7 protein-coding genes are annotated in these 6,570 nt (G+C 62.2%); 2 read left to right on the forward strand and 5 right to left on the reverse strand.

Going from position 1 to position 6,570, the window contains the following annotated elements; translation table 11 throughout:
• The coding region (locus H0V78_06095; protein ID MBA2351352.1) for an ethanolamine ammonia-lyase light chain EutC at positions 1 to 216 on the forward strand (216 nt) is incomplete at its 5' end.
• Positions 217 to 278: 62 nt separating this feature from the next.
• On the opposite strand, the gene H0V78_06100 is transcribed toward H0V78_06095, so the two are convergent.
• From H0V78_06100 to H0V78_06110, 3 genes are all read right to left on the reverse strand, one after another.
• A complete protein-coding gene (locus H0V78_06100) occupies positions 279 to 2,264 on the reverse strand; it encodes a DUF3488 domain-containing transglutaminase family protein (GenBank protein ID MBA2351353.1) in 1,986 nt (661 codons plus the stop codon).
• A 1-nt stretch (position 2,265) separates the two neighbouring features.
• Entirely contained in the window at positions 2,266 to 3,144 is an 879-nt protein-coding gene (locus tag H0V78_06105; GenBank protein MBA2351354.1) for a DUF58 domain-containing protein, read from the reverse strand.
• Positions 3,145 to 3,261: 117 nt separating this feature from the next.
• Positions 3,262 to 4,194, reverse strand: a complete 933-nt coding sequence (locus H0V78_06110) for a MoxR family ATPase (GenBank protein ID MBA2351355.1) — start codon at positions 4,192 to 4,194, stop codon at positions 3,262 to 3,264.
• 182 nt (positions 4,195 to 4,376) lie between these two features.
• Here H0V78_06110 and H0V78_06115 point away from each other — a divergent pair, with 182 nt between their 5' ends.
• Positions 4,377 to 5,306: a histone deacetylase family protein gene (locus H0V78_06115; GenBank protein MBA2351356.1), complete on the forward strand. Its 930-nt coding sequence runs from the start codon at positions 4,377 to 4,379 to the stop codon at positions 5,304 to 5,306.
• A 34-nt stretch (positions 5,307 to 5,340) separates the two neighbouring features.
• On the opposite strand, the gene H0V78_06120 is transcribed toward H0V78_06115, so the two are convergent.
• Both H0V78_06120 and H0V78_06125 read right to left on the reverse strand, forming a co-directional pair.
• On the reverse strand, positions 5,341 to 5,859 hold the full coding sequence (locus H0V78_06120) for an Mth938-like domain-containing protein (GenBank protein ID MBA2351357.1): 519 nt from the start codon (positions 5,857 to 5,859) through the stop codon (positions 5,341 to 5,343).
• A complete protein-coding gene (locus tag H0V78_06125) occupies positions 5,789 to 6,493 on the reverse strand; it encodes a diguanylate cyclase (protein ID MBA2351358.1) in 705 nt (234 codons plus the stop codon). Before H0V78_06125 ends, H0V78_06120 begins: the two co-directional genes overlap by 71 nt.
• Positions 6,494 to 6,570 lie beyond the last annotated feature (77 nt).

Below are 6,570 nucleotides of genomic sequence, written 5' to 3' on the forward strand. Positions count from 1 at the left end.
AGCATGGGAATCTACCTGACCTACGAGCCGCGCGTCGGCCGCGTCGATGCCGAACGCAACTGCATTTCGAATATTCGCGGCGGCGGATTGAGCTACGCCGAAGCGGCCAACAAGTTGAACTATTTGATGTGCGAATCGCGCCGCCTCAAGCTGAGCGGCATTCGATTGAAGGAACAGGCCAAGGCTTTAGGGAGCAATCCCGAGGCTCCGGAATAGCCGGGCAGCGATCGCCTGACGGCCCGGGACATAAGCAAGCGCAGTATGTTTGCAACCGCTTGCTAAATCTTCAGCTGTTTGACGAGCCTTGCAAGGCGTTCGGCCGCGGCGCGCTCCGCGAGCACGCCGTAGCGCAAGTCGATGTAGAGCCGGCTGATCGCAGCGATCGCCGCGGCGTGCTCGGGTTTCGCCTCGGCGACACGCGCGGCGAAGTCGCGTGGGCCTTCCGCGGGCTGCCGCGAAAAACCGCCTTTCGCAAGCTTCGCGCAAAACGTCCGGTAGGCCGAAACGACCGGATCTCGCGGCGCGGCGCGATGTTGTCTGAGCAGCATCGCGGCCATTGCCAGAACAATAATTGAAACCACGACGATCAGCACGACCGCCATGGTCCGCCATGAAGCGCCTCGCAAACCGATGTTCGACAGGACTTGCAACTGACGCGACGGATCGTAGCCGAGGACCCATTGATTCCAGCTATTCGCCGCCGCATCCCAGGTCAGGCGCGCCGGCCGCAGCCAGTTCTGCTCGCTGAAGTTGGCAAGCACAAACGCTTCTTCGGCGGGCAGCGCTGCCGTGACGCCTTGCTCGACGCGCGAAGGCGCGACCGCCGCGGTAGGATCGATGCGCACCCAGCCGCGGTCGAGCAGCCAGACTTCCGCCCACGCGTGGGCATCGGCCTGACGCACAACCATGTAATCGTCGAGCGGATTGATCTCGCCGCCCTGATAGCCAGTCACGACGCGCGCCGGCACGCCGGCGGCGCGCATCAGGAAAGTGAAGCTCGAAGCATAGTGCTCGCAGAAGCCGCGACGCTTGTCGAACAGAAATTCATCGACAGCTTGCGCGCCGAGGAGCGGCGGCGACAAGGTGTAGAAAAACGGCTGCTGGCGGAATAGCGCGAGCGCCGCGTCGACGATGTCGCGATCGCTGTCGCTGTCCGAGCGCAGCGTTTTCGCCAGCGCACGCGCGCGCGGGTTCGAATTGTCCGGCAGCCGCAGGGCGCGCCGCAACTCGTCGTCGCTCGCGTCGACATTGGCATGATAGTCGAGAACCGAAGCCATCTCATAGCGCATGCGCGTCGTGACCGGCGCGCTGGCAATAATCTGAAAATCGGGGGTCAGCTTGCTGTCCCGCGGGCGCTCAATGGGCAGATCGAGCGCGAGCATCGAGGTTTTGCCGTGCGGCTCAAGCGTGACGGCGTAGCGCAGCGGCACGGACTTTGCGACGTAACTTCTATCGGCAACGCTCTCTTGCCGCGCGTTGCCCGACCAGGTGCGGCCATCGAAATCCCATAACACCGGTCCGCGCCAATACAGCGCATATTGCGCCGGCGGCGCTGTCTCGAACTTCGCCCGAAACGCGGTCGCCCGCGACAGGCTTAGCTGGCTCATGCTGCCCGGCGCCATCGTATCCGACAACCCGGTCGAACCGCCGGACTTATCGTACTGGACCCCCCACAGCGGCCCCTGCACGCGCGGAAACAGAATGAACAACACGAGCATCAGCGGCGCCGCCTGCGCTACCAGCAACAGCGCGATGCGCAGCGTATTGCGCAGCGCAGCGGGCGACGGGCCGTGATGGAAATTTATCATCGTGGCGGTGATCGCAACGACGCCGAGCAGCATATAGAGCGCGGTCGAAACGCTCTCTGAATAAAGGAAATTGGTGATGACCAGAAAGTAGCCGAACAACAGCATCAGCATGGCGTCGCGCGGACGCGTCGTTTCGAGCAGCTTCAAGGCCAGCATCATGACAAGTAGCGAAACACCGGCATCGCGGCCTAGCAGATCGCCATGACTCAGGTAGACGGAGGCGGTTACCGCGACGACCAGCGGGACCAAAGCCAGCTTGCGCGGCAATGCGAGGCCGCGATGCGCGATATGCCAGCGCCAGAATGCCAGCGCGGCGGCAAGCGGGGCGATCCACAGCGGCAGCCTTAACGCGTGGGGTGCTGCGACCAGCGCCAGCGAAACGAGCAACCAACTGACGTCGGGCAGGCTCAGCGCCGGGCCGGCCGCAATCGCTGTTGCGGGCTGTATGCGCGCCATGCTAGAGCCCGAAACGCGCGAGCGCGGAAAGACAGCGCTGCTGTTGCACTGCGCCGGTGGCGGGGGGAACGGTCTGGCCGGGCAGGCGCAGGCCGAAACTTTTCTGCCCCGAGCCGGCATCGAGCACCCAACGGGCAAGCCGCGACAGCCGCGCCTCGGTGTCCATGCTGGCCGGCAGCTCGTCCCAGTCTAGCCAGATGCTCAAATCGGCGTTGCCGTCGAATTGCTTGGTCATAAGCGGGTGGCCGCGCGCAACCGCTTTCCAGGCGACGTGACGCAGCGCGTCGCCGCGCTGATAACTGCGCAGACCCGCGAAATCATCGTTGCCGGACGCGCGCGCGATGCTGTCGCCGGCCTCGGCGCGCGGCAGCGGGCGGCGGATTTCGCATTCCGGATTCGGGTAGATCAGGCAGTACGAATCGGGGATCAGATACGCCCACGCCTTGAACAGACCGAGCGGAAAGCGCGTGCCGAGTTTGCAGCGTCCGGGCTTCAGCACGCCGCGCCGCGGCGCCGGCACGGCCAACTGGATATCGACTGCGCCTAGCGCCGGGACATCGAATGGTGCGGACGTCTGCCGGCCGCAATGGATCGTGACGTTGTAGCGCGGCAGGTTCTCCGCGTTTTCGACCTTTAACGTGAAAATCGCCTGACCGCCGGCAAACACCGGCGGGTTGCGGCGGACTGAGATGCGTAGCCGCGCCAGATTGCGGTACGTGTGGAAGATCGAAACCACACCCATCGCGCCGAGCAGAAAAGTCAGCACCAGACCAAGACTCAGATCGTAGTTGACTGAGCCTGTCAGCATCAAAAGCAGGATCACGCCGAACAGAAAGCCGTGGCCAGTCGGCAGTATGAAGATTTCCTGCCACCCAAACACAAAGCTGCGAGCGGAAATACCGCCTGGAAGGCGGCGAAGAAGCCAGTTCGCGAAGAAAAGTCTGAGCCGGAAATTGGCAATCACCACAACTGGCCTGTCGGTTGGTCAACGTTAACGTTAGGGAATCGGTACCTCGGCAATCAGCCGCTGTGCAATATCGACGCCGTTCAGCCGCGCATAATCGTTCGCCGGCTGCAAGCGATGACCGACTACACCGGGCAACACTGCCTGCAAATCTTCCGGCAGCACCTCGTTGCGGCCGTCCATCAGCGACCAGGCGCGCGCGCAGTGCACGAGCGCCAGGCCGGCGCGCGGGCTCAAGCCATGCTGATAGTCGGGGCTAAGCCGTGTGTACGTAATCAACGCCTGCGCGTAATCGAGCAGCGCATGCGAAGTGTAAACCTGCATTACCTGAGCCTGCAGACTGAGCAATTCCTGTGCCGTGATGCACGGCGCGAGGCTGGAAATCATATCCCGCCGCGGCGCGCCGGCGAGGAGTGCGCGTTCGGCGTCGCCATCCGGGTAGCCAAGCTGGATGCGCATCAGGAAGCGGTCGAGCTGCGATTCGGGTAACGGAAATGTGCCGAGCTGGTACGAGGGGTTTTGCGTTGCGATGACGAAAAAAGGTTCGGGCAGCGGCCGCGTCTCGCCTTCGGTCGTCACTTGGTGTTCTTCCATCGCTTCGAGCAACGCGCTTTGCGTTTTTGGCGTTGCCCGATTCACCTCGTCGGCGAGCACGATCTGCGCGAAAATCGGCCCCGAATAGAACTTGAACGCCGAGCTGTCGCGATCGAGTATTGAGACGCCGAGAATGTCGGCGGGCAGCAGATCGCTGGTGAACTGGATGCGCTGAAAATCGAGCCCGAGCGTCGCGGCCAGCGCGTGCGCCAGTGTAGTTTTGCCGACGCCGGGAACGTCTTCGATCAGCAAATGGCCGCGCGCCAGCAGGCATGCCATGGCCATTTTGATCTGGCGCTCCTTGCCGAGTATGACCTGGCCAATCTGATCGATGACGCGGTGCAGCGGATAATGATTGACGGAATTTTCCATCATCCAAGTGTGCCATGTTCACCGCCGGTGCGCGACCCGGACGCGTTGCGGTGAGCCGTCGTCGCGAGCATGGCCATTGGCGCGGGCCGGGCCTGATCGATACGGATAAACGTGGACACGCGAGGCTGCCGCCGATAAGATTTCCCGCTTGCTCGCGCAACGTTATTCTCCGGCTCGGCCCTATGAGTTCCCGCATTGCTTTCATCACCCATCCCGACTGCGCGCTCCACGATATGGGTGCGCATCATCCGGAACGGCCGGCGCGTCTGGCCGCGATCAGCGATCGCCTGATCGCATGCGGAATTAACAATCATTTGCTGCATGTCGACGCGCCGCTGGTATTGGCGGGACAGCTTGCCCGCGTGCATACAGAGGCGCATATCGCCGCCATCGAAGCTGCCGCGCCGGCCGTCGGCCTGCGTTATCTCGACGCCGATACTGCGATGTGCGCGCGGACTCTGCACGCGGCGAAGCGCGCCGCCGGCGCTGCGATCCGCGCAGTTGACATGGTTATTGGGGGCGAGGTGGAGTGCGCGTTTTGCAGTGTCCGGCCACCAGGCCATCACGCCGAGCACGATCGCGCGATGGGTTTTTGCCTGTTCAACAATATCGCTGTCGGTGTCGCGCACGCGCTGGAACAGCATGGCTTGGAGCGCGTCGCCATCGTCGATTTCGATGTCCATCACGGCAACGGCACCGAGGACATTTTTCGCGACGACGAACGCGTGCTGATGGTTTCGATTTTCCAGCATCCGTTTTATCCGGGAAGCGGAATCGGTGGCCGTTCCAGACGCATGGTCAATATTCCGCTCGCCGCGTACGGCCCACCACGGGATTTTCGCAGCGCGGTGACCGCGCACTGGTTGCCGGCGCTGCATCAATTCGAGCCGCAGATGCTGTTCATATCGGCCGGCTTCGATGCGCATTGCGAAGATGAGATGGCGATGCTGAGCCTGACCGAAATCGATTACGCGTGGGTGACGTGCGAGATCAAAAGGATAGCGGAACGCTACGCGCAAGGACGCATCGTTTCGGTGCTCGAGGGCGGCTATGCGCTCAGCGCGCTGGGACGCAGCGCTGCGGCGCACTTGAAAGCGTTAGGGGATTTCTAGGGCCGCGCGCAGCGGCCCCCAAAATCAAAGTGCTTCAACTGTCGATGAGCAGTGCGGCCGCGACCTTGCGGCCTTCCTCGACCAGAACGTTGTAGGTGCGGCACGCCGCATGCGTGTCCATCACTTCCAGTCCGACATTGGCCTGAACCAGGCTGGCCGACAGGCGCGGATGCGGAAAGCGCAAATGGCGGCCGGTGCCGAGCAGCAGGATTCCGGGCTGCAAGCTCAGCAGAAAGTCGAAATTCCGCGCCGACAGGTTTTCGAAGGAATCGACATCCCAATCGGCGATCAGCCGTTCCGGTAGCACGATCAGGTTGCGATCAAAACGTTGGCCGTTGACCAGCACGAAGCCCTCGCCGTAGCCGGTGCAAAAGTTTTTGCCTTCGCGAGGACTTGAACTGAGTTTCAAACCGGATTTCGAACCTTCACGATACGGCTTCCGCCGGGCTCGCAGCGCGTTTCGGTTGGCTGGGTGGAAAAGTCTATTTGCCGAAAAAGAAGTGAAAAGCGTTTTTGCCGGCGCGCTTTGCTTCGTACATCGCCTGATCGGCATGGTCAATAAGCGCGGCAACGTTTTCTCCGTCGGCGGGAAACATGCTGATGCCCAGACTGCCGGAAATATTGAAGGTCCGGCCATCGGCTTCGAACGCTTGTTCCAGCGCGAGCAGAATTTTTTGCGCGATCGGAATCGCGTCCCGGTCAGAATCGAGCCCGTAGAGGGCAATCACGAATTCATCGCCGCCAAGGCGGGAAACCGTATCGCCTTCGCGCACACATGCGGTCAGTCGTCTGGCAACCTCGGTCAACAGCAGATCGCCGCACAGATGACCAAACCGGTCGTTGACCGATTTGAATCCGTCGAGGTCGAGGAAACACACCGCTATTTGAACACCTTCACGCCGGGCGTGAGCGAATTGCTGCTGCAACAGATCGACCAGAAGCCGCCGGTTCGGCAGTTCCGTCAGAGGATCGCGCACAGCCAGGGCGCGCACCCGCGCTTCGGCACGGGTTCGTGCCTCGACTTCGATTTCGAGCGCACGATTCGTTGCCGCGAGGATCGCCGTGCGCTCGGCGATCTTCATTTCCAGTTCGTCGTTGGCTTGCTTGAGCTGCTGGTGCGCTATGTCACGCTCGACGACGACCGAAGTAAGCTCGCGCATGCGCTTGCGCAATTCCATCTCGGCCACGACGGCTCGTGATAACGCTTGCAGCGCGCTGCGCTGCGCCGTCGTTAACTTGCGTGGGACGTAGTCGATTGCGCACA

Source organism: Burkholderiales bacterium (genome assembly GCA_013695435.1).
Taxonomy (GTDB): Bacteria; Pseudomonadota; Gammaproteobacteria; order Burkholderiales; family JACMKV01; genus JACMKV01.